The sequence below is a fragment of the Streptomyces sp. NPDC090077 genome, from assembly GCF_044747545.1.
Classification (GTDB): Bacteria; Actinomycetota; Actinomycetes; order Streptomycetales; family Streptomycetaceae; genus Streptomyces.
Genome location: NZ_JBIVEG010000001.1, coordinates 871,509 through 893,952, shown reverse-complemented (window position 1 = coordinate 893,952; position 22,444 = coordinate 871,509). Strand labels below are relative to the sequence as shown.

Annotated in this window: 21 protein-coding genes, 1 tRNA gene and 1 riboswitch; of the genes, 14 read left to right on the top strand and 8 right to left on the bottom strand. The window is 73.7% G+C overall.

Annotated features, from left to right (window positions below; genetic code table 11):
- Positions 1-47 precede the first annotated feature (47 nt).
- Genes shc through ACIPW5_RS03925 form a run of 4 tightly spaced genes read left to right on the top strand, consistent with a single transcriptional unit; the run spans position 48 to position 5,160 of the window.
- The gene (gene shc, locus ACIPW5_RS03940) at positions 48-2,078 is read left to right on the top strand and encodes a squalene--hopene cyclase (protein WP_401239913.1); all 2,031 of its coding nucleotides are present in this window, start codon (positions 48-50) and stop codon (positions 2,076-2,078) included.
- 59 nt (positions 2,079-2,137) lie between these two features.
- Positions 2,138-2,722 (top strand): 1-hydroxy-2-methyl-2-butenyl 4-diphosphate reductase, encoded by a 585-nt coding sequence (locus ACIPW5_RS03935; protein WP_401240110.1) that lies wholly within the window; start codon positions 2,138-2,140, stop codon positions 2,720-2,722.
- A 6-nt stretch (positions 2,723-2,728) separates the two neighbouring features.
- Positions 2,729-3,760, top strand: a complete 1,032-nt coding sequence (gene hpnH / locus ACIPW5_RS03930; RefSeq protein ID WP_401239910.1) for an adenosyl-hopene transferase HpnH — start codon at positions 2,729-2,731, stop codon at positions 3,758-3,760.
- Entirely contained in the window at positions 3,757-5,160 is a 1,404-nt protein-coding gene (locus ACIPW5_RS03925) for an aspartate aminotransferase family protein (protein WP_401239907.1), read from the top strand. Before hpnH ends, ACIPW5_RS03925 begins: the two co-directional genes overlap by 4 nt.
- A 52-nt stretch (positions 5,161-5,212) precedes the next feature.
- Here the strand turns inward: ACIPW5_RS03925 and ACIPW5_RS03920 are convergent, their stop codons facing one another.
- On the bottom strand, positions 5,213-6,034 hold the full coding sequence (locus ACIPW5_RS03920; RefSeq protein WP_401239904.1) for a tyrosine-protein phosphatase: 822 nt from the start codon (positions 6,032-6,034) through the stop codon (positions 5,213-5,215).
- 278 nt (positions 6,035-6,312) lie between these two features.
- Positions 6,313-6,514: riboswitch (cyclic di-AMP (ydaO/yuaA leader) on the top strand.
- A gap of 4 nt (positions 6,515-6,518) precedes the next feature.
- Between ACIPW5_RS03920 and ACIPW5_RS03915 the strand changes: the two genes are divergently transcribed.
- From ACIPW5_RS03915 to ACIPW5_RS03905, 3 genes are all read left to right on the top strand, one after another.
- A complete protein-coding gene (locus ACIPW5_RS03915) occupies positions 6,519-7,526 on the top strand; it encodes a peptidoglycan DD-metalloendopeptidase family protein (protein WP_401239901.1) in 1,008 nt (335 codons plus the stop codon).
- Positions 7,527-7,689: 163 nt separating this feature from the next.
- The gene (locus ACIPW5_RS03910) at positions 7,690-8,475 is read left to right on the top strand and encodes an SGNH/GDSL hydrolase family protein (RefSeq protein ID WP_401239898.1); all 786 of its coding nucleotides are present in this window, start codon (positions 7,690-7,692) and stop codon (positions 8,473-8,475) included.
- A 158-nt stretch (positions 8,476-8,633) separates the two neighbouring features.
- Positions 8,634-9,827, top strand: a complete 1,194-nt coding sequence (locus tag ACIPW5_RS03905; protein WP_401239896.1) for an MBL fold metallo-hydrolase — start codon at positions 8,634-8,636, stop codon at positions 9,825-9,827.
- A gap of 98 nt (positions 9,828-9,925) precedes the next feature.
- Here ACIPW5_RS03905 and ACIPW5_RS03900 read toward each other — a convergent pair whose 3' ends face one another.
- Genes ACIPW5_RS03900 through ACIPW5_RS03885 form a run of 4 tightly spaced genes read right to left on the bottom strand, consistent with a single transcriptional unit; the run spans position 9,926 to position 12,605 of the window.
- The gene (locus ACIPW5_RS03900; protein WP_401239893.1) at positions 9,926-10,885 is read right to left on the bottom strand and encodes a sporulation-delaying protein SdpB family protein; all 960 of its coding nucleotides are present in this window, start codon (positions 10,883-10,885) and stop codon (positions 9,926-9,928) included.
- The gene (locus ACIPW5_RS03895) at positions 10,867-11,481 is read right to left on the bottom strand and encodes an SdpA family antimicrobial peptide system protein (protein ID WP_401239891.1); all 615 of its coding nucleotides are present in this window, start codon (positions 11,479-11,481) and stop codon (positions 10,867-10,869) included. The genes ACIPW5_RS03900 and ACIPW5_RS03895 overlap by 19 nt, the downstream gene beginning before the upstream one ends.
- On the bottom strand, positions 11,478-12,161 hold the full coding sequence (locus ACIPW5_RS03890; RefSeq protein WP_401239888.1) for a hypothetical protein: 684 nt from the start codon (positions 12,159-12,161) through the stop codon (positions 11,478-11,480). The genes ACIPW5_RS03895 and ACIPW5_RS03890 overlap by 4 nt, the downstream gene beginning before the upstream one ends.
- 42 nt (positions 12,162-12,203) lie before the next feature.
- Positions 12,204-12,605 carry an SdpI family protein gene (locus tag ACIPW5_RS03885; protein ID WP_401239885.1) on the bottom strand — a complete coding sequence of 134 codons (402 nt, stop codon included), beginning with the start codon at positions 12,603-12,605 and terminating at the stop codon, positions 12,204-12,206.
- 246 nt (positions 12,606-12,851) lie between these two features.
- On the opposite strand from ACIPW5_RS03885, the gene ACIPW5_RS03880 reads away from it, so the two are divergent.
- The 6 genes from ACIPW5_RS03880 (at position 12,852) to ACIPW5_RS03855 (ending at position 18,699) form a co-directional block, all read left to right on the top strand.
- On the top strand, positions 12,852-13,910 hold the full coding sequence (locus ACIPW5_RS03880) for a PucR family transcriptional regulator (RefSeq protein WP_401239882.1): 1,059 nt from the start codon (positions 12,852-12,854) through the stop codon (positions 13,908-13,910).
- A gap of 225 nt (positions 13,911-14,135) precedes the next feature.
- Entirely contained in the window at positions 14,136-16,670 is a 2,535-nt protein-coding gene (locus ACIPW5_RS03875; protein ID WP_401239879.1) for an ATP-binding protein, read from the top strand.
- Positions 16,671-16,693: 23 nt separating this feature from the next.
- Positions 16,694-17,125, top strand: a complete 432-nt coding sequence (locus ACIPW5_RS03870; protein WP_401240107.1) for a roadblock/LC7 domain-containing protein — start codon at positions 16,694-16,696, stop codon at positions 17,123-17,125.
- Positions 17,122-17,559: a DUF742 domain-containing protein gene (locus ACIPW5_RS03865; RefSeq protein ID WP_401239876.1), complete on the top strand. Its 438-nt coding sequence runs from the start codon at positions 17,122-17,124 to the stop codon at positions 17,557-17,559. Before ACIPW5_RS03870 ends, ACIPW5_RS03865 begins: the two co-directional genes overlap by 4 nt.
- Entirely contained in the window at positions 17,537-18,157 is a 621-nt protein-coding gene (locus ACIPW5_RS03860) for a GTP-binding protein (protein ID WP_401239873.1), read from the top strand. Before ACIPW5_RS03865 ends, ACIPW5_RS03860 begins: the two co-directional genes overlap by 23 nt.
- Entirely contained in the window at positions 18,154-18,699 is a 546-nt protein-coding gene (locus tag ACIPW5_RS03855) for a GAF domain-containing protein (RefSeq protein ID WP_401239870.1), read from the top strand. The genes ACIPW5_RS03860 and ACIPW5_RS03855 overlap by 4 nt, the downstream gene beginning before the upstream one ends.
- Here ACIPW5_RS03855 and ACIPW5_RS03850 read toward each other — a convergent pair whose 3' ends face one another.
- Together ACIPW5_RS03850 and ACIPW5_RS03845 are read right to left on the bottom strand one after the other, a co-directional pair.
- Positions 18,700-19,596 carry a transketolase family protein gene (locus tag ACIPW5_RS03850; RefSeq protein ID WP_401239869.1) on the bottom strand — a complete coding sequence of 299 codons (897 nt, stop codon included), beginning with the start codon at positions 19,594-19,596 and terminating at the stop codon, positions 18,700-18,702. It abuts the gene before it with no gap.
- Positions 19,597-19,616: 20 nt separating this feature from the next.
- Entirely contained in the window at positions 19,617-20,318 is a 702-nt protein-coding gene (locus tag ACIPW5_RS03845) for a transketolase (protein ID WP_401239866.1), read from the bottom strand.
- Positions 20,319-20,476: 158 nt separating this feature from the next.
- On the opposite strand from ACIPW5_RS03845, the gene ACIPW5_RS03840 reads away from it, so the two are divergent.
- Positions 20,477-20,553: transfer RNA gene (locus ACIPW5_RS03840), tRNA-Pro, on the top strand.
- A gap of 216 nt (positions 20,554-20,769) precedes the next feature.
- Here ACIPW5_RS03840 and ACIPW5_RS03835 read toward each other — a convergent pair.
- Positions 20,770-22,422 carry a GDSL-type esterase/lipase family protein gene (locus tag ACIPW5_RS03835; protein WP_401239863.1) on the bottom strand — a complete coding sequence of 551 codons (1,653 nt, stop codon included), beginning with the start codon at positions 22,420-22,422 and terminating at the stop codon, positions 20,770-20,772.
- Positions 22,423-22,444 lie beyond the last annotated feature (22 nt).

Sequence of the window (22,444 nt, the reverse complement as noted above, 5' to 3'; positions counted from 1 at the left end):
CGACGGCAGACCCGGGCACAGCCGAAGCTCTGTTCGAAGGGGAAGCCATGACAGCGACGACCGACGGCGGCGGTGCGATCACCGGCGGCGCGGATCCGCGACACGACAGCACGGCGGCCCCGGCCGCCGCTGCCGCCGGCCCGTCCGGCGGCGACACCGGCCTGCCGAAGGGCGTACGGGAGGCCGTCGACCGGGCGACCGCCGAGCTGCTGGCCCGCCAGGACCCGGCGGGGTGGTGGAAGGGCGACCTGGAGACCAACGTCACCATGGACGCCGAGGACCTGCTGCTGCGGCAGTTCCTCGGCATCCCGGACGCGGCAGTGACCCGCGCCGCCGCGCTGTTCATCCGCGGCGAGCAGCGGGACGACGGGACCTGGTCCACCTTCCACGGCGGACCGTCCGAGCTCTCCGCCACCATCGAGGCGTACGTCGCCCTGCGCCTGGCCGGGGACCCGCCCGACGCCCCGCACATGGTCCGCGCCTCTGCCTGGATCCGGGCCCACGGCGGGATCGCCGGCGCCCGGGTCTTCACCCGCATCTGGCTGGCCCTGTTCGGCTGGTGGAGCTGGGACCGGCTGCCGGAGCTGCCCCCCGAGCTGGTGTTCCTGCCGCCCTGGGTGCCGCTGAACATCTACGACTTCGGCTGCTGGGCCCGTCAGACCATCGTCCCGCTCACCGTGGTCTCAGCGCTGCGGCCCGTCCGCGCCGCCCCCTTCGCGCTGGACGAGCTGCACACCGACGCCCGCGACCCCAGCCCCGCCAAACCCCTGGCCCCGCTGGCCAGTTGGGAGGGCGCCTTCCAGCGGATGGACCAGGCCCTGCACCTCTACCGGCGCGTCGCCCCGCGCCGGCTGCGGAAGGCGGCGATGGCGGCGGCCGGCCGCTGGATCATCGAACGCCAGGAGAACGACGGCTGCTGGGGCGGGATCCAGCCCCCCGCCGTCTACTCCGTGATCGCCCTGCACCTGCTCGGCTACGACCTGGAACACCCGGTGATGCGGGCCGGGCTCGCCTCCCTGGACCGCTTCGCCGTGTGGCGCGAGGACGGTGCCCGGATGGTCGAGGCCTGCCAGTCCCCGGTCTGGGACACCTGCCTGGCCGCCATCGCCCTCGCCGACGCGGGCCTGAGCCCGGACCACCCGGCCCTGGTGAAGGCGGCCGACTGGATGCTCGGCGAGGAGATCCGGCGCCCGGGCGACTGGGCCGTGCGCCGGCCGGGACTGGAGCCCGGCGGCTGGGCCTTCGAGTTCCACAACGACAACTACCCCGACATCGACGACACCGCCGAGGTGGTCCTCGCCCTGCGCCGGATCCGCCACCCCGAACCGGGCCGGGTCGAGGCGGCCATCGCCCGGGGGGTGTCCTGGAACCTCGGCATGCAGTCGAAGAACGGTGCCTGGGGCGCCTTCGACGCCGACAACACCAGCCCCTTCCCCAACCGGCTCCCCTTCTGCGACTTCGGCGAGGTCATCGACCCGCCCTCGGCGGACGTCACCGCCCACGTGGTGGAGATGCTCGCCGCCGAGGGCCGGGCCGCCGACCCGCGCACCCGGCGCGGCATCGCCTGGCTGCTCGCCGAACAGGAGCCGGACGGCGCCTGGTTCGGCCGCTGGGGCACCAACTACGTCTACGGGACCGGCTCGGTGGTCCCGGCCCTCACCGCCGCCGGGATCGCCCCCTCGCACCCCGCGGTCCGGCGGGCCGTGCGCTGGCTGGAGTCCGTACAGAACGAGGACGGCGGCTGGGGCGAGGACCAGCGCTCCTACCAGGACCGCTCCTGGGCCGGGAAGGGCGCCTCCACCGCCTCGCAGACCGCGTGGGCGCTGATGGCCCTGCTGTCGGCGGGGGAGCGGGACGGCGACGCCGTCGCTCGCGGCGTGGCGTACCTGGTGGAGACGCAGCGCCCCGACGGGACCTGGGACGAGCCGTACTTCACCGGGACCGGCTTCCCCTGGGACTTCTCCATCAACTACCACCTCTACCGGCAGGTGTTCCCGCTCACCGCCCTCGGCCGGTACCTCCACGGAGAACCGTTCGGCCCCGAACGCCGGGGCGTCCCGTCCGCGGGGGAGTCCTGATGCCCGCCGGGCCCGCCGGGGCCGGACCCCCGCCGCTGCTGGTCGCCTGCGCCCTGCGCATCGAGGAGGCGGCCCTGCGCAGCGCGGGCCGCGCGGCCGGAGGCGGCGGAACGGTCCTGCGCACCGGCATGGGACCGCGCGCCGCCAGCCGCTCCGTGGCCCGCGCCCTGGAACGGCCCGGGATGCACCGGGCGGCCGTCCTCGCGACCGGGTTCTGCGCCGGGCTGGTGCCCGGCATGCACCCCGGAGACCTGGTCGTCGCCGAGGAGACCCGGGACCCCCGCGGGGCGGTCGCCTGCACCGGCACCGCCCTGCTCGCCGAGGCACTGTCCCGCGCCGTACCCGGCCGGACCGTGCACACCGGCGCACTGACCGGATCCGACCACGTGGTCCGCGGCCAGGAGCGCGCGCAGCTGCGCGCCTCCGGCGCCGTCGCGGTCGACATGGAGTCCGCGGCCACCCTCTGGACGGCCGCCGCACCGGGACGCCCGGTTGCGGCCGTCCGGGTGATCGTGGACGCTCCGGAGCACGAGCTCGTCCGTATCGGCACGGTTCGCGGTGGAATATCTGCCTTCCGTGTCCTACGTGCCGTACTGCCCGCGTTTTACGAATGGCACCGTTCGTTGCTGCTTCCCAGGAGGTGAATCCAGATGGCCATGCCCCTGCGACAGTCCATCAGGGTCGGGACCTATCTTCTCGAACAGAAGCTCCGCAAGCGCGAGAAGTTCCCGCTGATCGTCGAGCTGGAGCCGCTCTACGCCTGCAACCTCGCCTGCGAGGGCTGCGGGAAGATCCAGCACCCCGCCGGAGTGCTCAAGCAGCGCATGCCGGTCGCCCAGGCGGTCGGCGCGGTCCTGGAGTCCGGCGCGCCCATGGTCTCCATCGCGGGCGGCGAGCCCCTGATGCACCCGCAGATCCACGAGATCGTGCGCCAGCTGGTGGCCCGCCGGAAATACGTGTTCCTCTGCACCAACGCACTGCTGCTCCGGAAGAAGATCGAGAAGTTCGCCCCGTCCCCCTATTTCGCCTTCGCCGTCCACATTGACGGCCTGCGCGAACGCCACGACGAATCCGTGGCCAAGGAAGGCGTCTTCGACGAGGCCGTCGCCGCCATCAAGGAGGCCAAGCGCCGCGGATTCCGGGTGACCACCAACTCCACCTTCTTCAACACCGACACCCCGCAGACGATCATCGAGGTGCTGAACTTCCTCAACGACGACCTCCAGGTCGACGAAATGATGATCTCGCCCGCCTACGCCTACGAAAAGGCACCCGACCAGGAGCACTTCCTCGGCGTCGAACAGACCCGGGAACTCTTCAGGAAGGCCTTCGCGGGCGGCAACCGGCGCCGCTGGCGGCTCAACCACTCCCCGCTCTTCCTCGACTTCCTGGAGGGCAAGGCCGATTTCCCCTGCACGGCCTGGGCCATTCCCAATTACTCGCTCTTCGGCTGGCAGCGCCCCTGCTACCTGATGAGCGACGGCTACGTGCCCACGTACCGGGAGCTCATCGAGGACACGGACTGGAGCAAGTACGGCCGCGGCAAGGACCCGCGCTGCGCCAACTGCATGGCGCACTGCGGCTACGAGCCGACCGCCGTCCTCGCCACCATGGGCTCCCTCAAGGAGTCCCTGCGCGCCGCCCGGGAGACGGTCGCGAGCAACCGGGACACGTCGGCATGACCGGGGGACAGGGGGCGCGGCGGGGCTTCGACCTCGCCGCGCTGCTCGCCGAGCGCGGCGGGGAGCGCTACGAGCTGCACGCCCGTCACCTCAACCACCAGCTGCCCCGCATGCTGCACACCATCGGCTTCGACAAGGTCTACGAGCGGGCCGAGGGCGCCCACTTCTGGGACGCCGAGGGCAACGACTACCTCGACATGCTGGCCGGGTTCGGGGTGATGGGCCTCGGCCGGCACCACCCCGTGGTGCGCCGGGCCCTGCACGACGTCCTGGACGCCCAGCTCGCCGACCTGACCCGCTTCGACTGCCAGCCGCTGCCCGGACTGCTGGCCGAGAAGCTGCTGTCCTACAGCCCGCACCTCGACCGGGTCTTCTTCGGCAACAGCGGCACCGAGGCGGTGGAGACCGCCCTGAAGTTCGCCCGCTGCGCCACCGGGCGGCCCAGGATCCTCTACTGCGACCACGCCTTCCACGGGCTGACCACCGGCTCGCTGTCCGTCAACGGCGAAGGCGGCTTCCGCGACGGGTTCGGCCCGCTGCTGCCCGACACGAAGATCGCGCTCGGGGACCTGACGGCCCTGGAGCGGGAGCTCGCGCGCGGGGACGTGGCCGCCTTCGTGGTGGAGCCGGTCCAGGGCAAGGGGGTGCACGCGGCCCCGCCAGGGTTCCTGCGGGCCGCGCAGGAACTGCTGCACCGGCACAAGGCCCTCCTGATCGCCGACGAGGTGCAGACCGGCCTCGGACGGACCGGGGACTTCTACGCGTACCAGCACGAGCCGGGCGTGGAGCCGGACCTGGTCTGCGTGGCGAAGGCGCTCTCCGGCGGGTACGTCCCCGTCGGCGCCACCCTGGGCAAGGACTGGATCTTCCAGAAGGTGTACTCGTCCATGGACCGGGTGCTGGTGCACTCCGCCAGCTTCGGTTCCAACGCCCAGGCGATGGCGGCCGGGCTGGCCGTGCTGTCCGTCATGGAGGACGAGCAGGTGGTGGCCAACGCCCGGGCCATGGGCGACCTGCTGCGCGGACGCCTGGCCGCGCTCGTGGACCGGTACGAGCTGCTGCACGAGGTGCGCGGACGCGGACTGATGATCGGCATCGAGTTCGGCAGGCCCACCTCGCTGGGGCTGCGCAGCCGGTGGGCGATGCTCCAGGCGGCCCGCAAGGGGCTGTTCGCCCAGATGGTCGTGGTGCCGCTGCTGCGCAGGCACCGGATCCTCACCCAGGTCTCCGGGGACCACCTGGAGGTCATCAAGCTCATCCCGCCGCTCATCGTGGACGAGGCGGACGTGGAGCGGTTCGTCGGGGCCTTCCGGGAGGTCATGGACGAGGCGCACGGCGGGGGCGGCCTGATGTGGGACTTCGGCCGGACCCTGGTGAAGCAGGCGGTCGGCAACCGCTGAGGCGCGGCGGTGCCGGAGGGGGCCCGTCCGGGCCCCCTCCGGCCGTCCGGGGTCAGCCCTCCAGGAGCCTGTCCCGCAGCCGGTCCAGGGATTCGGGTGCGAGCGCGAGCCCCTCGGCGAGGTAGCGCTGCACGCCGCCCCACTGCTCGTCGATGACCGCGAAGGCCGCGAGCAGGTACTCCGCGCGGGCGTCGAACAGCGGCGCCAGCAGCTCCATCACCTCGGGGGAGCGGGACTCGGGCGCGTCGCTGCCCCGGCGCACCCGGTAGCGGTTGTGCGGGGCGTTGGACTCCAGGTAGTCCGCCACGATCGCCTCCCGCTCCACGCCCAGCGCGAGCAGGGTCACCGCGACCGACAGTCCGGCGCGGTCCTTGCCGGCGGCGCAGTGCATCAGCGCCGGCACGCTGTCCAGCGCGAGCGCGTGCACGACGCGGCTGTGTTCGGCGGTCCGGGTGCGGATGATCGTGCGGTACGAGTCCCTCATGCGGGCGGCGGCCCGGCCCTCCCCGAGGAGGCCGCGGAGCTGGTCGAGCTCGCCGTCGCGGACCATCTTCCAGAAGTCGCGCCCGTCGGCCGGATCCGTCAGCGGGATGTTCACGTTGCGTACACCCGGAAGTTCGACGTCCGGGCCCTCCAGGGCCTGATCGGCTCCGTTGCGGAAGTCGAAGACGGTGTGCAGGCCCAGCGACGCGAGGAACTCTGCGTCGGTTTCGGTGGCATGCGCCAGATGTCCGCTTCGGAACAGTCGTCCCGGCCTGACCCGTCGTCCGTCCCGGGTCGGCAACCCGCCCACGTCACGGAAGTTGCGCACTCCGGTCAGCCCCGCGCCGGGTTCGGGTGCACCCGGAAGGGGCTGGGGTATCTGCTGGGTCACGTGTACTCCTCCGCGTAGGTCCATGGTGTCCGAATTGGTCTGGTTGAGAACAACTTGCCATAGGTGGAGGCGAGATCGGGCCGGTCCCCGTGAGCCAGATCATACGGTGACCGTGCGTGCCTGATCGCGAGAACCGAATTGCCTTGTGGGGGCGGTTGTTGATGGTGCGGAATGGACGCAGGGTGACCGGAATTCCATTGATCCCCCATATCTGCGAATCCGTCAGGGAATTCGCGGCTTGTTGCCCGGCGCCCCGCTCGATTACCTTCGCGATCGATCCGGGTGGACCGCCTAATCCTGCCGCCGCCCGGGAACCGCACCCGACCATCGCGCGCGGCAGGAGCGGGGGAACCAGGTAGGCCGCTGCTCCGGAGCGTTTCCGGCGCAGCTAGGGGTGAAGCCGAACCGTGCTCCGCACGTACGGCCGGACATCTCCAGTCCGAACCCGACAGCTCACCTCGCAGGCGACGGAGAGGAATTCGCCATGCCCGGAAAGGGTAAGCACCGCCGTCCGAAGTCCCGTTCGATATCCCGCGGCTTCGCCGTCGCCGGGACCGGCGGAGCGGCCCTCGCGCTCCCGCTGATGGGTGCCGCCGGCGCCAACGCCGCCCCGGCCGCCGCCCCGGCGACGTCCGCGCCGGCGCAGAGCGCGCAGGCCCCGCTCGCCGCGGCCCCCGCCGCCGCGCCCGAGGCCGCCGCGACCACCGTCTACACGGTCGTGCCGGGCGACTACCTCTCCAAGATCGCCGCCGAGCGCCACCTCGACGGCGGCTGGGAGCAGCTGTACGCCGACAACCGCGAGGCCGTCGGCACCGACCCGTCCCTCATCCACCCGGGCCTGAAGCTGACCCTCGGCGGCCAGGGTGCGGCCCCCGCCGCGAAGGCTCCTGCGGCCCCGGCCGAGGAATCCTCCAGCGGTGCTCCGGCCGCCTCCGAGGGGCTGGGCGGCAAGGCCCAGGCCCCGAAGAGCACCGGGAAGGGCGCCGCCGCCAAGGCCGCCCGCAGCTCCGGCGGTGCGGCCGCCCAGGGCTCCGGCGCCGCCGCCAAGAGCGAGAAGGCCGCCGCCCCCGCCGCGCCCGCCACCGCGTCCGGGTTCACCTCCCCCGTCGCCGGCGGCGTCTCCACCCAGTACCGGGTCAGCGGCGCCATGTGGTCCTCCGGCTACCACACCGGCGTCGACTTCATCGCGGGCACCGGCACCACCGTCCGGGCCGTCGGCGCGGGTACCGTGGTTTCCGCAGGCTGGGGCGGCGCGTACGGCAACGAGGTCGTCATCAAGCACGCCGACGGCAAGTACTCCCAGTACGGCCACCTCTCCTCGCTCTCCGTCTCGGCGGGCCAGAGCGTCACCGGCGGCCAGACCATCGGGCTGTCCGGCGCGACCGGCAACGTGACCGGCCCCCACCTCCACTTCGAGATCCGCACGGGCCCGTCCTACGGCTCGGACATCGACCCGCTCGGCTACCTCCGCTCCAAGGGCGTGAGCATCTGACGGCACCCGCCGTCGGCACGAGAACGCGCGTGGGGCCGGGACCCGAGGGGGGTCCCGGCCCCACGTGTACTTATTCCTTATCCCCCGCGTGGTATAGATCACGGCCCGTCAACCCCTCATTACGTTGGCGTAGGTTGGTTGCCAAGGTGAAGGATGTCGTCCTGTGGCAGCGACGAAGACGACACTGAAGACCATCGGCTCGTACGCGGCGATCGGGGACAGCTTCACCGAAGGCGTGGGGGACCCGGGACCCGGGGATTCCTATCTCGGCTGGGCGGACCGGCTCGCCGTACTCCTGGCCGACCGGCGCGACGAGCACGACTTCCGGTACGCGAATCTGGCCGTGCGGGGCAAAGTCCTCGACCAGATCGTGGCCGACCAGGTTCCGAGAGCCAAGGAACTCGCACCCGACCTCGTCACCTTCTGCGCGGGCGGCAACGACATCATCCGCCCCGGCAGCGACCCGGACGACGTCGCGGAGCGGTTCGAGGCGGCCCTCGCCGACCTCAAGGCCTCCGTGGGCCTCGTCATGATCACGACCGGCTTCGACACCCGGGGCGTACCGGTCCTCAAGCACCTGCGGGGCAAGATCGCGACGTACAACGTCCACGTCCGCGCCATCGCCGACCGCTACGACTGCCCCGTCCTCGACCTCTGGTCCCTGAAGACCGTCCAGGACCGCCGGGCCTGGGACGGCGACCGGCTCCACCTCTCGCCCGAGGGCCACACCCGCGTCGCGCTGCGCGCCGCCCAGGTCCTCGGCTACGAGGTGCCGGCCGACCCGGACCAGCCGTGGCCGCCCGTCCCGCCGCGCGGCTCGGTGGACGTGACCCGCGACAACATCCACTGGGCGCGCGAGCACCTCGTGCCGTGGATCGGCCGCCGGCTGCGCGGCGAGTCCTCCGGCGACCACGTCGAGGCCAAGCGCCCGGACCTGCTGCCGCTGTAGCCCGAGGACGGGGGCCGGGGGACGGGGGCGGACGGACGGTGTGACGGCCGCGACGGCGGACCGGACACCGCGCGGCGGAATCCTCCGGGGCCGGTGTGCGTTGGGATGGTCGTAGCAGACGTACGACCGTCCCATCCTGCACCTTCTCAGGAGGCGCCTTGACCGGCTCCCTTCCCCTGCGTCCCCGGCTGCGCGCCCTGCGGCCCGAAGCCTTCGGCGCGGACCCCTCCGGCGCGCGGCTGGAGCGGATCCTGCGCTCGCCGAACTTCGCCGACGGGGTCTTCCAGAACCCGGTCGGGGCCCGGACCAGGCCTTCCGGATCGATGGCGGAGTTCGCCAAGATCTACTTCCACAAGGAGCAGCGGACCCGGCGCAGCCCCGCGGCGCCCATCCCCGTGCACCCGACCACCCTCGCCGACCTGGCCAAGCCGCCGGCGAGCGGGCTGCGCCTGACCTGGATGGGCCACTCCACCGTGCTCGCGGAGATCGACGGCCGCCGGGTGCTCTTCGACCCCGTGTGGGGCGACCGGTGCTCCCCCTTCCCCTTCGCCGGGCCCAAGCGGCTCCACCCGGTTCCCGTGCCGCTGGCCTCGCTGGGCGCCGTCGACGTCGTCGTGATCTCCCACGACCACTACGACCACCTCGACCTCCCCACCATCAAGGCCCTGGCCGGCACGGACACGGTCTTCGCCGTGCCGCTCGGCGTCGGCGCGCACCTGGAGCGCTGGGGGGTCTCCCCGGACCGGCTGCGCGAGCTCGACTGGAACGAGGCCACCGAGGTCGCGGGACTCACCCTCACCGCCACCCCCGCCCGGCACTTCTGCGGCCGCGGCCTGCGCAACCAGCAGTTCACCCTGTGGGCCTCCTGGGTGGTGAGCAGTGGCGAGCACCGGATCTTCCACAGCGGGGACACCGGCTACTTCCCGGGCTTCAAGGAGATCGGGGCGGAGCACGGGCCGTTCGACGCCACGATGATCCAGATCGGCGCGTACTCGGAGTACTGGCCCGACATCCACATGACCCCCGAGGAGGGCGTGCGGGCCCACCTCGACCTCCAGGGCGGGGAGCCGTCCGGCACGCTGATGCCGATCCACTGGGGCACCTTCAACCTGGCCTTCCACGCCTGGGCCGAGCCCGCCGAGTGGACCCTCGACGCCGCCCGCGGCGCGGGCCAGCGCATCGCCGCCCCGCGCCCGGGGGAGCCGTTCGAGCCCGCCGGCAAGCTGCCGGTCGAGCCCTGGTGGCGTCCGGTCTCCACCCCGATCACCCACCCGTGGCGCACGGCGCGGCCCGCGGAACCCGCACCGAGCGAGCCCCGGGCCGGAGACCTGGACCTCGCCGGGGAGCGGTGACGCGAGGACGGGTGCGACGGGTACGACGGGTGTGACGGGTACGCCCCCGGCCGTCGTGGGCACGCGGAAGGTGCGCACGACGGCCGGGGGTGGGCTGATCACGGCCGGGGTCGGACGGCCAAGGCGGGCGGGAGCCGGCGTGGGAGTCGGCCGCGCAGGCGCGGGGCGTACGCGTCGATGCCGCGCGAGGCCGCGCACAGCACCGCGCCGATCATGATGAACCCGAAGGACACGATGCCGATCTGAACGATGATCAGCACGTGCAGGGCCCCGCTGATAACCGCGGCCACCACCTGCCGGGACCCCCTGCGCAGCAGGAACAGCGCGATCACGGATTCCGCGAGGACCGTCCCCCAGGTGGTCAGCAGGGCGACCAGGGTGATGCCCGTCGCCCACCGGAACAGGTCGGCGAACAGGCCGGCCGCCCCGAAGTTCTCCATCCGCGCGACGTAGTACGTCGCGCTGCCCTCCGACCACGGGCCGACGGGCAGCTTCGCGAGCGCGCTGTTGAGGTAGACGTACGCCACTTGGAGCCGTACCCCCCACCATCCCGCCCAGGCCAGGCCCTGCCAGGGCGACCCCGTCCGGTCCTCGCCGCCCGACCGCTGCCAGTGCCACGTCCTGCGGTCGTTGGCGCAGGCCAGGACGAGGAAGAAGGTGACGACCTGGGCGACGGCGTCGCCCCCGTCGGGCAGCGAGACCGACTGGCCGAGGGAGAAGGACGCCCAGAAGTGCAGGACGGTCGTGAAGCGGGGCAGGATCCCGCTCGCGACGACGAGGAGCAGGGCCAGCACCAGCAGGCTGACCAGCTGCCGGTCCGCGGAGCCGGCCACGCAGTACAGCGACGCGGCCTGCACCGCCGTCGAGCAGTCGACCCCGGTCTCCGTCCCGCCCACCGGCACGAAGAGGTGCGAGGCGGGGGTGAAGACCAGGACGGACGCCTGGGCCAGGGCGATCACCGACCTGCCCGCCCCGAGGGCCCGGGACTCGGCGGGGAAGCGCAGGACGGACCGTTCCAGCCACGCCGCCGGCCCCGTTGTCAGTCGTTCCGCGAACACTTCGCCTCCACCACGGCGGCCCTCTTGTCGAGCCGCCATCCTTCGTACCGGTCCCGGAACTCCCACGGGACGGGCCGCGTCTCCACGAGCACCACCCGCCCGCACAGGGTCGGGACCGGGGAGGAGTTCTCGACGGGGACGGCCTCTGGGGCACCGGCGACCACGGCCGGGCAGTCCCCCTCGATCTCCTCGCAGTTCCGCCACGTCCGCACCTGGTTCGCCATGGCCGCCACCTCGGGACCCTGCGCACGCTGGCGGCGGGTCAGGCCGTAGAGGTTCTCCGCGCGCGAGTTCGGCAGCAGCGCCGCGTGGACGACGTCGCCGTCGGAGACGAGGTACGGCACGAACTCGGGGTCGCTCGGGGGCTTCGTGAAGAAGGCCCAGCTCTGCGGCAGGACCCGTGCCGACAGGGCCCGGAGATCGCCCCCGTCGCGCGTGGAGAGCACGTTGCTCGGGAGCGAGAAGAAGACCGACCCGGCCAGCAGGGCCCCGACCAGGAGGATGCCTCCCGCGGCGGAGACCAGGGCCGGGACCGGCATCCGGGGCCCGGCGCGACCGGCCGCGTCCTGCTCGGCGGCCGTCGTGCCGCGCCTCACGTCAGGGCGGAGGTCAGGGCGCTGACGAAGGCGTCCCGCTCGATGTCCGAGCCGCTCGGGCTGCCGTCCTCCAGGTACCAGGTGACGACGACGAGCGTGGCGAGGGCGTTGGTGGCGACTCCCGCGTTCGTGTAGGCGACGGCGTTGGCGGCGCCCACGGCGTTCACGTAGATGGCCACGTAGGCGCCCATCCAGAACCAGCCCCGGGCCTGTGCCACGGCCGGTGCCCCGTCGGCGGCCGCGGGCTGGGCGGTCGCCTTCAGCCAGTCGTTGAAGGAGAGGGAGAAGTCGCGCAGGGCGGCGTCGACGCGCACCGGGTCGCCGCTCTGGAAGGGCACGGCCAGGTCCTGGTGGAACCCGGGGTGGGCGGCCAGGTATTCCGAGACGACCCGGTCCAGGGCCGCGTCGTCCGTCTGCGGCTTGTCGGGATTGAAGCCGAGCATCCGCTTCAGTTCCGGGTGTGCGTCGGCGATCGGCCCCTGCGCGGCGAGCAGCAGTCGCAGGAGATCCGCATCGCTGTATTCGGCGGTCTTCTTCGCCGCTTCCTTGAGCCGCGCCTTGCCGGGCGCGGAAGTTCCGTGGCCGGTGTCCGCGAATGAGGTCTGGGCGGTGATGCCGCCCCCGACGAGGAGGGAGGCGAGCGCCACTGCGGCAATGGTCTTTCTGGATGCGAAGTTCATGCTGTCCTCCTGGGACGTGTGGGGTATCGGTATCGGTGTCGTTCAGTGCGGTGCGGACGTGCCGTCCGGACCGCCGGCCGCGCGTGCGGCCGAATTCGCCTTGACCGCCGCCGTGGTGAGGAGCGCGAGGAACACGAGCATCCCGGCCGCGGGGACGATGACGGCCGCCGGGCTCCCGAAGCCGGTGAGCGCCAGGGTCAGGGCCAGCGCCAGCGAGGTCCCGGCCGCGGTGTAGGCGGTGAGGAACGCGGCGGTCAGCATCGGGGCGGCCGCGGCGTGTCCCGCCTGCCAGGCGCCGTCCGAGGCCATGGTCGCCGCGGTCCGGATCCCCACCGCGGAGTTGCGCCCGAGCGCCCCGCTCGCCACCTGGTTCCTCAGGTAATGGACCACCCCGCCCAGCGCGACGAGTCCTGCGGCGAAACCGAATCCCGCGGTCGGATCCACTGTTCGTCCTCCAAGAACGCAGACATCAACGGCATGCGGCCGTAAGCCGCAAACGATCATGAACATTCTGGTCCGCCGGGCCGCGGCATTTCACTGCCGGATTCCGGCAGTCTCTCCGCCGCCGCGTTGCCGCAGTCCGTCACTCGCGCCGCATGCCGGGTCCCGGTCCGGCGAATTGGCGGATTTCGCGGTTCTTTACGTACCCTTGACGCTGCATTGGCGGTGTGGAAAACAGAGGAGAACGGGGTGGCGGAGCGCCGGATATCCCCCGAATACCTGGCCGGCTACGAGCGGTTGCTTGCCGACGTGGCCGAGACCGGACGGACCCTGACCCGGGACGAGCTGCGGACCCGCAGGGAGGTGGGGGAGCGGGCCGCCGAGGCCGGCCACGGCCTGCGCGCCCTGGTCGGCGGGCACTTGCTCGCCACGCGCGCCGCGTGGCCAGGCCCGGACGCACCCGCCGACCGCCTCCTCGCCGCCGTCGAGCAGGCGATCGACGCCTTCGCCGCGGGCTTCGAGCAGGCGCAGGACGCGGCCGTCCGCCAAGAGGAGTCCGCCCGCCGGGAGTTCGTCGACGACCTGCTCTACGGACGCAGCGACCTCGGCCGGCTCGCCGAGCGCGCCGAGCGCTTCGGACTGCGCTTCTCGCACACCCACGCCGTGGCCGTCACGGGCCACCGCGTGCCCGACGAGGAGTCCGGCTTCCTCCTGCGCCGCGTGGAACAGGCGCTGTTCGCCCGCTTCGGCAACCGCCGCATCCTGCTCACGGCCAAGGACGGCCGGCTCGTCTGCATCGCCCCCGGCGACCAGGACGAGGTGCTCACCCACTTCGCCCAGCAGGCCCGCGCCGCCGTCGACGGCACCCGCGTCGCCATCGGCCGCCCGCACGACGGAGCCGGCGGCGTCGTCCACTCCTACGAGGAGGCCCTCGGCGTCCTCGACCTCGCCGAGCGCATGGACCTCGCCGGGCCCGTGCTGCGCGCCGCCGAACTCCTCGTCTACCCCGTCCTGACCCGCGACCGCGACGCCATGGCCGACCTCGTGCGCCACACCCTCGGCCCGCTCCGCAACGCCCGCGGCGGCGCCTTCCCGCTGCTCGACACGCTCACCGTGTACTTCGCCGCGGGCTGCAACGCGGCCGCCGCGGCCCGGCAGCTCAGGCTGGGCGTACGCACCCTGACCTACCGCCTCGAACGCATCCACCAGCTCACGGGCGCCGACCCCGCCGACCCGGAACACCGCTACATGCTGCAGACCGCCGTGATCGGTGCCCGCCTCCTGGACTGGCCGCGCCAGGAGCTCTGAGCACCGCACCCGCCGGGCGGCGCACGCCCCCGGCCGGGCGGGAGTACGCGCTCCCGGCGCATTCGGGCTGTCGTACGAGCGCTCCATCGGGAGCGGGAAGCACCCCGGTGAAGTTCCCCAACTGGGCACCAGCTGCGGGATCCTGCGGTCTAGCGTGGGTATCCGGTGATCAACACCGGGCCCCGCGACTCGCTGGGGGCCGGGCCCCACGTACCGAGGACGCCGATGTCCGGACTCCGCGCCGCCCGCCACGCCCCGTCGAGACACGCCGTCAAGGGACCGGGCCGGCAGATACGCCCCCAGCTGGTCCGCGCCGCCGTGCTGCCCACGCTCGCAGCCGGCCTCAGCGGCGCCGCCGCGGTCATGTTCACCCTCCACCTCGGCGGTGGCTCCGGGGCGCGCGACGACCGGCTGTGGCCGGTGCTCGCGGGCTGCGCCCTGCTCGCCGTGGGAGCCCTCGCGGCCGCCCTGCTGGGGGCCCAGCGCGCCGCGAAGGCCGTACGGGACCGCTGCGAGGCGCTGCGCCGCTCCAGCGTGCGCGGGCGCGAGGAGCTGCGGACCGCCGCCGAGCGGCTCGCGCGCGGCGAGGGCACGGCCCGCACCGTGCGCGGGGACCGGGGCGGCCCGCCGCCGGAGGGCGACCAGGCCGGAGTGGACGAGTTCTGGCTGCTCGCACAGGAGCTGCGGGGCGCCCGCGAGCAGGCGCAGACGACCCTCGTACGGCTGGCCCTGCCGCCCGCGCCGACCGACAGCGACCGCAAGGTGGAGGTCTTCGTCAACCTCGCGCGCCGGCTCCAGTCGCTCGTGCACCGCGAGATCTCCCTGCTCGACGGGCTGGAGGACACCGTCGAGGACCCCGACCTGCTGAAGGAGCTCTTCCACGTCGACCACCTCGCCACCCGGATCCGGCGGCACGCCGAGAACCTCGCGGTGCTGGGCGGGGCCGCCTCCCGGCGCCAGTGGACCCGGCCCATCGACCTGAGCGAGGTGCTGCGGTCCTCGGTGGCCGAGGTCGAGCAGTACACGCGGGTCAAGGTGGTGCCCCCGGCGGGCGGCACCGTCCGGGGCCACGCCGTCGCCGACGTGGTGCACCTGCTGGCCGAACTCGTCGAGAACGCCACGGTGTTCTCCGCCCCCGACACCGACGTGGTGGTGCGGGCCGAACGGGTCACCGCCGGGATCGCCGTCGAGGTCGAGGACCGCGGGCTGGGGATGCCGGCCGAGGAGCAGCACCGGATGAACACCCTGCTGGGCGACCCCGACCAGGTCAGCGTCCGGCACCTGCTGGCCGACGGGCGGATCGGGCTGTTCGTGGTCTCGGCGCTCGCCCGGCGGCACGGGATCGCGGTCGAGCTGAAGTCCAACATCTACGGCGGGGTGCTCGCGGTACTGGTGCTGCCCCAGGGCCTGCTCGGCGCGGAGGCCCCGGGCACGGCCGACGCGGCGGGCGGCTCCCGGGCCACCTCGTGGGGCACCGTCTCCTGGCCGGACCCGTCCCGGACCGCCCCGGCCGTGGCCCGGCGCGAGCCCGTGCCTCCGGCGGCCGACCCGTCCCGTTCTGCTGCCCCGGCCGTGGCCTGGCGCGAGCCCGTGCCTCCGGCGGCCGACCCGTCCCGTTCTGCTGCCCCGGCCGTGGCCTGGCGCGAGCCCGTGCCTCCGGCGGCCGACCCATCCCGTCCTGCCGCTCCGGCCACTGCCCGGCGCGAGCCCGCGACGCCGGCGCCCCGGCCCGCGGACGCCCTCCGGCCCGCACACCCGGACCCGGCGGCGTACCCGGACCGGGCCCTGTACGCGGACCCGGCCCCGGCGCCTTGCGCCGACCCGGTCCGGGCGGCCCTGCCGTACGACGGTCAGGCCCAGGCCCAGGTGCCGGTGCCCTACGCCGATCCGGTCCGGGCGGCCGTGCCGTACGCGGACCCGGTGACGGGTTCCGTCGCGGACGGGGCCCCCGACCCGGCGGGTGCCGGTGCTGCTCGCGGCCCGGTCCCGGCCCCGGACGCCGCCCGGAACTTCTGGCGGGCGCCGGAAGGGGGCCCGGCAGCCGCCCCGGCCGGAGGCCCGGACGGCGTCCTGACCCCGGCCCCGTACCCGTACCCGGACCCCGACCCCGGCCGGGGCGACGACGCCCACCGCACCGGCACCCCCGGCCCCGGGCCGGCCGCGTTGCCGGGAGGCGGCGGGTCGGTCTGGGCCTGGGGCCCGGCCCCGGAGCAGGCCCCGGCCCCCGCCCCGGGACCCGTACCGGCTCCCGGCCCGGGGCCGGCCCCGGCCCTGGCACCGGCTCCGGCCTTGGAGCCCGTACTGGGCTCCGTGTCGGACCTGGGCTCCGTGTCGGACCCGGGCTCCCTGCCGGACCCGGCCCCCGCACGGGGCCCCGTACCGGATCCGGCACGGCCCCCGGCCGCCGGCACCGGGGTGGCGCACGGGCTGGAGCCGGCCTGGCCGCGCGGCCCCGGATCCGCGGAACCGGCCCCCGCCCCCCGGCCCGGCCCCGCGGAGGGCCTGCCCGCCGTGCGGGGGACCGGACCGCAGTCGGCCCCCGTCCCCCTGCCGCACCGCGTCCCGCCGCAGGGCCCCGCCCCCGAGGCGGAACGGCCCCCGCTGCCCCGGCGCCGCGCCCAGCAGCACCTCGCGCCCCAGCTGCGCGAAGCCCCCGCCGCCCGGCGGGCCGACGAGAACGAACAGCCCGTGCACGACCCCGGCCTGATGGCGGCCTTCCAGCGGGGCTTCGGCCTCGCCCAGTCGGACGAGCAGGCATGAACCCCAGCAAGGAGCACACCCCCATGGCCGGCGAACTGGCGACGAAGACAGGCAGCCTCTCCGATCTCGACTGGCTGCTCGGCGGTCTGGTCCAACGGGTGCCGTACACCCGCAGCGCGGTGCTGCTCACCGCCGACGGACTCGTCACCTGCGTGCACGGCCTGGACCCCGACAGCGCCGACCACATGGCCGCGCTCGCCTCCGGCCTGTACTCCCTCGGCCGCAGCGCCGGAGCCCGCTTCGGGGACGGGGCCGAGGTCCGGCAGGTGGTCGTCGAGCTCGACACCGCGCTCGTCTTCGTCTCGGCGGCCGGCTCCGGCACCTGCCTGGCGGTGCTCGCCGACCGGGAGGCCGACGCGGGCGTGCTCGGCTACGAGATGGCGATGCTGGTCAAGAGCGTACGGCCCTACCTGGCGGCCCCGCCGCGCCGGCCCGTCCCCGACGCGGAGCGATGAGGGCCTGGGCGAGGGGGGTCCATGGTTTCCCGTCGGCCGGCCCGGCCACCGCCCGGGACACGCCCTGGCTCGACGACTCCGCGGGCCGGGTCATGCGCCCGTACACGGCCTGCGGCGGCCGGACCCGTCCCGCCGTCGCGCTCGACCTGCTGTCCCGGATGACCGCGACCGGCGTCCGCCCGGGGATCCCGCTCGGGGCCGAGCACGCCCTCGCCCTGCGGGTGTGCGCCGGTGCCGCGGCCGTGACGGTCGCCGAGGTCGCCGGGCAGCTGCGGCTCCCGGCCGTGGTGGTGAAGGTGCTGCTGTCCGACCTGATGGAGTACGGGGCCGTCATGGCACAGTCGCCCCGCTTCCCGACCGGCGGCGGCTCCTTCGCCGCCGACGACCTGTGCCTGCTGAGGGCGGTGCTCGATGGTCTGCGCCGACGGCTGTGAGACGGCCGCCCCGGCCCTGCCCGCGACCTTGAAGATCCTGGTCGCGGGCGGCTTCGGGGCGGGGAAGACCACCTTCGTGGGCGCGGTCAGCGAGATCGAACCGCTGTGCACGGAGGAACTCCTGAGCGGGCTCGGCGAGGGCTCCGACCGGCTCGACGGGGTGCGGACCAAGACGACCACCACCGTCGCCCTCGACTTCGGCCGCCTCACCCTCGACGACCGGCACGTCCTCTACCTCTTTGGCACGCCCGGCCAGGAGCGCTTCTGGTTCCTGTGGGAGGAGCTGTGCGCCGGAGCCCTCGGCGCGGTGGTCCTCGCCGACACCCGCAGGCTCTCGGACTGCTTCCCCGCCGTGGACTTCTTCGAGCGCCGCGGGATCGGCTTCGTCGTCGCCGTCAACGAGTTCGACGGCGCCCACCGCTACACCTCCCAGGAAGTCCGCGACGCCGTCGGCCTGGGCCCGGACGTGCCCGTCGTCCGGTGCGACGCCCGCCTCACCCGCTCCGGTACGGGGACCCTGGCGGCCCTCGTGCACCACCTGCTGTCCACGGCCCGGCAGGGCCGCCCACCACACTCGGATCCGGGGGAACCGCCATGACCCACTACGAATCGACCGGCCACCTGCTGCTCACCCCGGTGGACCGGGAGGCGCCCGCACGGGCCGTGCGGCTGCGTGAACTGGACCTCGGCGAGCGGGCGGACGAGGAGCTCGACGACTTCGCCCGCCGGGTGGCCCGGACCCTCCAGGCTCCGTACGCGGGCGTCAACTTCATCGGCGAGGAACGGCAGTTCTTCGCCGGCATGCACCACGGTCCGGACGCCGCGGCCAGCGGCTACCCGGCGCGCGTGCTGCCCCGGGACCACGGATACTGCCCGCACGTGGTGGTGCGGCGGCGGGCCCTGGTGCTGGAGGACGTACGCGACTTCGCGCGCTTCGCCGGCAACGCGGTCGTCGACGAGAGCGGGGTGCGCTCCTACCTCGGAGCGCCCCTCACCGACCGGCGCGGCTTCGTCCTCGGCACCGTGTGCGCGGTGGACGTGGTCCCGAGGCGGTGGGGCACCCAGGGCCTCGCGACGGTCAAGGCGCTCGCCGCCGAACTGGCGGAGCTGCTGCACGCCCGGCCGGACCGCCGGGGGTGATCAGCGCAGGAAGCCGCTGATCCGCTGCCGCAGGGACCCGGCGTCCAGACCGTGGGCGGCGGTGTGCTCCTCGACCGTGCCGTAGCGGCGCAGCTCGGCGCGCCCGACGCCCAGCGGCAGCACCCGGTGCGGGACGTCCACGAGGGCCCGCCCGGCGGCCGCCGCCGAGGTGCCGGCGAGGTACGGCTCCACCAGCACCACGTCGGCCCGGGCCCGTCCGGCGGCGGCTCGCAGGGCCGCGTCGTCGAAGGGGCGCACGGTGGCCGCGTACAGGACGGTGACGTCGAGGCCCTCGGTCGCCGCGAGGACGTTGTCGAGCAGCGGCCCGACGGCGAGCACCACACCCGCGCGGCCCTCCCGTACGGTCCGGAAGCGCAGGTCGCCGAGGGGGCGCGGGACGGTGTTCGACTGCTGGGACAGCCGGACGTACACCCGGTCGTCCCCGGCGGAGTACGCGTGCCGCAGCAGCGCCTCCGCCTCGTCGGGGTGGCCCGGCACGTGCACGGTCCAGCCGTCGAGGGTGTCGAGCAGCGCCACGTCACCGGGCGCCATGTGGGTGAACCCGCCGGCCGGCCAGTCGTAGCTGGCGTTGGCGCTGACCAGGACCCCGCCCGTGCCCTGGTGCCCGAAGTCCAGCTTGACCTGCTCGAACGGTCGCTCGACGAGGAAACTGGCGAAGGTGTGCAGTACGGGCCGCAGCCCGGTCAGGGCCAGCCCGCCGCCGACGCCGACGAGCAGCTGCTCGCGGATCCCGACGTTGATCACCCGGTCCGGGTGCCGCTCCTGGGCGGGCCGGAACCCGTCCATGGAGATCTCGGCGAGCACGAGCGCCAGCCGGGGGTCCTCGTCGAGCAGCCGCGACGTGACCGAAATGAACCTCTCGCGCATGGTGTCCATGACGTCCTTGTCCCTTCCCCTCAGAACTTCTTCTCGACGCGGGCGACGACGGCGTGCGGCCGGCCCGGATGCGGTGCGGTGAAGGCGGCGTGCAGCGCCGCGTGGTCCCGCCCGTCCACGGTGACGGCGCTCCAGCCGGCCGACTCGAAGCGGGAGGCGATCCCGCCGGGCCAGCCGTGGGTGGCGGAGTCGTTGTCGATCACCACGGTGTGCAGCGCCTCCAGCCCGGCCGAGCCGGCGTGGGCGATGGCCTCGTGGTTGCTGCCCTCGTCGAGCTCGGCGTCCCCAATCAGCACCCACACGGCGGCCTCGTCCAGCCCCTGCGCCCGCAGCCCGAGCGCACTGCCGACGGCGAGCGGCAGCCCGTGCCCGAGGGAGCCGCTGCCGATCTCCACGCCCGGGATCAGGGTGCGGTCGGGGTGGTGGCCGAGCGGGGAGTCGTACGCCCCGAAGCCGGGGAGCCAGTCGACGGGGAAGAACCCCTTGGCGGCGAGCACGGCGTAGTAGGCCATCGGCCCGTGCCCCTTGGAGAGCAGGAACCGGTCCCGCCCGGCGTCCTGCGCACTCCCAGGCCCGACGCGCAGCACCCGGTCGTAGAGCACCCAGAGCACGTCGAGGGTGGAAGTGGCGGCGGGCCCGTGCTTCTCGGCCCCGGTCATGAGAGCGATCAGCCGGTCCAGATCCTGGTGGCGGAGCCCGGTGTCCGCGGATGCTTGTGTCATGCACCAACCGTGCAACCTCAAGCACGCTTGAGGTCAATCATCCCGGTCCCGTGCGCCGGGCCGCGCCCGCCACCGAAAAGGTGCGCGCGACCACCCCCGGAAGTGCGGTATTGTTCTCGTGCCGGTGAGGCCAGGGGAAACCCCAGGTCAGCGGGCATCGGGACGTGGCGCAGCTTGGTAGCGCACTTGACTGGGGGTCAAGGGGTCGCAGGTTCAAATCCTGTCGTCCCGACCATGCGGAAACGCAGGTCGGAGGCCGTTCTCTCATCCATGAGAGGACGGCCTTTCGTGCGTCCGGGGCCATGGGGCGCGCTGGTACGGGGCAGGGCCCGGACCTCTGTGCCGTGGTCCGGGCCCTGCCCCGTGCGGTGCCGCTCCGCGGCGGCGGTGCGTCAGTTCTGTGCGGTGCCGTCGCCCGCCTGATCGTCCTGCGGCACGGGCCCGGGCCCCGTCAGTGCGGCGTGAAGGTGAAGGACGCGGTCAGCGAGGCGGCCTGGCCGCCTCCGGCGGGGGTGGCCCAGTCGTTCCAGTGGCCCGCGCTGTAGTCGCCGTCGCGCTCGATGACCGAGTTGTCCGACCGGACTGCGAACACGTGGTTCACGTTGTTCGCGGCCGCCGAGGTGAGGCGTTCGAGGTTGCCGCCGCCACCGTTCCACCAGCCCTTCCAGGACCCTTGGTCGAAGTCGCCGTCCGTGTTGTACCAGTTCCCGTCGTGGCCGATGGCTCCCAGGTGCACGGTGTTGTCGGTGGCGGACGCGGTGACGTCCAGTGCCTGGAAGCGTCCTGCGGGGCCCGCGGCGTTCCAGCCGCTCCAGCGGCCTGCAGTGTAGTCGGCGTCGAGTTCCCGGATCTGGTCGTCGGCGTCGATGGCGAAGACGTGGTTGACGTGGTCGGCGGTGGTGGCGCTCGTGACGCGCTTGAGGTTGTCGCCGCCGTGGTCCGTCCAGCCGTTCCAGCGGCCCGCGGTGAAGTCGCCGTCGGAATTGTGGAGGTGGCCGTCGAGGCCGATCGCGACGAGGTGGACCGTGTTCCCGTCGGACGAGGCGGAGACGGCCTTGGCGCGGGGGGCGTCCGCCAGCGGGAACCAGCCCGACCAGGTGCCGGTGGCGTAGTCGCCGTCGTTCTCGTAGATCCGGTTGTCCTCGCCGATCGCGAAGACCCGGTTCACCGTGCCGGTCGCGGCGCTGGTCACCTCCGTCAGCTGCGAGGCGCCCTGGTCGCCCCAGCCGCTCCAGCGGCCGGCGGCGTAGTCGCCCTCGGCGTTGTACAGGCCGCCGGCGGGCGTGAGGCGTTGCAGGTGGACGGTGTTCTTGAGGCGCGGCTGATCGGGCCGGAGGGGGCCTCCGGTGAACCATCCCGCCGTACGGGCCTGCTCCAGTCCGGTGAAGAAGGACGCGGCGAGCCGGGCGTAGCCGCGGTCGTTCGGGTGCAGGCCGTCCGCCATCTGCGCGGCGTGGGCCGCGTCGGCCTGCTGGAGGGTGGTCAGGGCCGGGGCGTCGATGAAGCGGAAGCGCCTGTGCTGGTGTTGCTGGGCGGCCTCGACCTCCTTCAGTCGCTGGTTGAAGCGGGCGGCGGGCTGGGTGAGGTCCTGCTGGTTCCAGCCGGGGGTGGTCGGGACGAGGCCCTGCATGACGACCGTGACCCCGGGACGGATCTCGAAGATCCGGTCGACGAGTACCCGGGCGCGATCGGCGGTCTGATCGGGGTCGGCGCCCTGGTTGAGGTCGTTGATGCCGATCTGCAGGAGGATCACGTCCGGCTGTGCGGCACCGATCCAGCGGCCCACCCCGGCCCGCAGCCGGTCGACGGTGTACCCGGCGTGGCCCTCGTGGGCCGGGTCGGCCTGGGGGCCGTTGGCGAGGGAGCCGACGAAGTCGAGGGTGTAGCGGGACTGGCCCGCCGCCAGGTCCCGCAGCGGCAGGCGGTAGCCGCCGCCGGACGAGCCCTGGCCGTAGGTGAGCGAGTCGCCTAGGGGCAGCACGCGCACGGTCGGCGGTGCGGCGGTGGCCGTCGCGTTGGCGGCGGGCGCCGTGGCGGGTGACGCGGGCATGAGCAGGACGGTGGCGGCGGTGAGCACGCCGAGGGCGGCGTGGCGACGGATCATGGTGTTTCCCGGAGATCAGGGG